Consider the following 2,391-nt stretch of genomic DNA (forward strand, 5'->3'; position numbering starts at 1 on the left):
ATGAAACGGACGAGAGCGGCAAGGTCCTACTAATAAACGGCGGGACCGCCTCGTGGGATGAGGTCAAGGCAAACGGCTTTGATTATATCGCCGTAAGCTGCGAGGACGAAGCGGGCGAGATGACGGAGATACTTTCGCTTGAGCTTGCATAGGCGATTGAAATTTAGCGACCTTTCTAGGCTTGCTTTTTTGGCCGTACTTTGCCGAATTTAAATTTATCATAAAGCGTATTTTATTTTGTGGCGCGCGATGCAAATAAGCAGAACCGATGCGTTGCTGCGAGCGGCAGGGCTTAAAATTTAGGAAAATTTAACTATAATCGCCGCAAAAATTTGAAAATTTTAAAATTTCACAAAGGATTTCATAGATGATCAAGGCACTCCGCGGTATGAACGATATTTCAGGCGAGCAAGCGCGCATCTACTCGCAAATTTTAAACGTGTGCGAGCGCGTGGCGCGCAATTACGGCTTTTGTCTCATCGAAACGCCTAAGCTCGAACAGACCGCGCTATTTCGCCGCAGCGTCGGCGAGAGCAGCGACATCGTCGGCAAAGAGATGTATGAGTTTAGCGACAAAAGCGGCGAGAGCGTCTGTCTGCGCCCCGAAGGCACCGCAGGCGTCGTGCGCGCCTTTGTCGAAAAAAAGCTCGATCGCAGCGGCGGCGTGCATAAATTTTATTATCAAGGCTCGATGTTTCGCTACGAGCGCCCGCAAAAGGGGCGTCTGCGCGAGTTTCATCAATTCGGCGTCGAGTGCTTCGGCGAAAGTAGCGTTTATGAGGACGCGAGCGTGATCTTGATGCTAGCTCAAATTTTACGCGAGCTAAATGTCGCCGCAACGCTTAAAATCAACTCTTTAGGCGATGAGGAGTGCATGCCTGCGTATAAAACCAAGCTCGTAAATTTCTTGCAAGAGCGCAAAGATAGGCTCTGCGAGGATTGCCAAAGGCGTATCGACACCAATCCGATCCGCGTGCTGGACTGCAAAAACGAAAGCTGCCAGAAAATTTTAGCCGCCGCGCCGCTTATAACTGAAAATTTAAACGACGCTTGCGCCGCGGAATTTACGCAGCTGCAAAGAATTTTAACCCAAAACGGGCAAAAATTTGAGATCGATGCGAAGCTCGTGCGCGGGCTTGATTACTACTGCAAAACCGCCTTTGAGTTCGTCTCAAGCGAGCTTGGCGCGCAAAGCGCCGTAGGCGGCGGCGGGCGCTACGACAGACTCGTGGAGTTTTTAGGCGGCAGAAAGACGGCGGGCGTGGGCTTTGCGATCGGTATCGAGCGAATAGCCGAAATTTTAAAAACGCGCGAAGTCCCTCAAGAGCGCGAGGGGATTTATATCGGCGCGCTGGATGAGGCGTTTGTTAGCACGGCGTTTTCATTTGCATTAAAGCTGCGAAAGTTTTGTAAAACTCAAATTTCATACGAGCCCAAGAGCCTAGCCAAGCATTTAAAAGCAGCCGACGGGGCGGAGGCGAAATTTTGCCTTTGCATCGGGCAGGATGAGTTTGATCGCGCCGAGATATGGTGTAAAAATTTAGAGGATCAAACCACCTTTGCGATTAAATTTAAAGAGGTCGAAGCATTTTTTAAGGATAGAGCATGAGCGATTACGGACTAAATATTTGGGGGAATTCCAACTTCACGATAGACGGCGGCAAACTATGCCTAAACTCCGATTTCAAGCAGCCTTTGGTGGATATCATAAAAGAGATCCGCGCAGACGGCGTGCGAGGCCCGATACTGCTGCGCTTCCCGCACCTCATCAAAAAGCAGATCGTCGAAATTTACTCAAATTTTAACCGCGCCATTAAGGAGTTTGATTACAAGGGAAAATTCCACGCCGTCTATCCGCTTAAAGTAAATCAATTCCCTGGCTTCGTTAGAAATTTAGTCGATATCGGCGAGCCTTACGGATACGGACTCGAGGCAGGTAGCAAGCCCGAACTTCTGCTAGCGATGGCGTATAACAAATACGGCGCGCCGATTACCGTAAACGGTTTTAAAGATAAGGAGCTCATCAATATCGGCTTCATCGCCGCAGAGATGGGGCATAACGTAACGCTTACGATCGAGGGGTTAAACGAGCTTGAAACCATCATCGAAACGGCTAAGGAGCGGTTTGCACCAAAGCCTTTCATCGGGCTACGCATCAGGCTGCACAACTCCGGAAGCGGACTGTGGGCAAAAAGCGGCGGGATAAATTCTAAATTCGGACTTACCTCGACCGAGCTTATAGAGGCGATAAACTTACTCAAGAAAAACGACCTCATCGAGCAGTTTACGATGATTCATTTTCATATCGGCTCGCAGATTACCGAGATCCACCCGCTCAAAAAGGCTCTCATCGAGGCGGGCAATATCTACACCGAGCTTCGCAAAATGGGT

1 protein-coding gene and 1 pseudogene are annotated in these 2,391 nt (G+C 49.4%); both read left to right on the forward strand.

Annotated features, from left to right (window positions below):
• Positions 1–367: 367 nt before the first annotated feature.
• Positions 368–1,609 carry a histidine--tRNA ligase gene (hisS, locus tag Q0256_RS07085; RefSeq protein ID WP_297961621.1) on the forward strand — a complete coding sequence of 414 codons (1,242 nt, stop codon included), beginning with the start codon at positions 368–370 and terminating at the stop codon, positions 1,607–1,609.
• Positions 1,606–2,391, forward strand: a pseudogene (locus Q0256_RS07090) (arginine decarboxylase); the annotation flags it as partial. The gene hisS and the pseudogene Q0256_RS07090, both read left to right, overlap by 4 nt.

It is taken from the genome of uncultured Campylobacter sp. (genome assembly GCF_937949835.1).
Classification (GTDB): domain Bacteria; phylum Campylobacterota; class Campylobacteria; order Campylobacterales; family Campylobacteraceae; genus Campylobacter_B.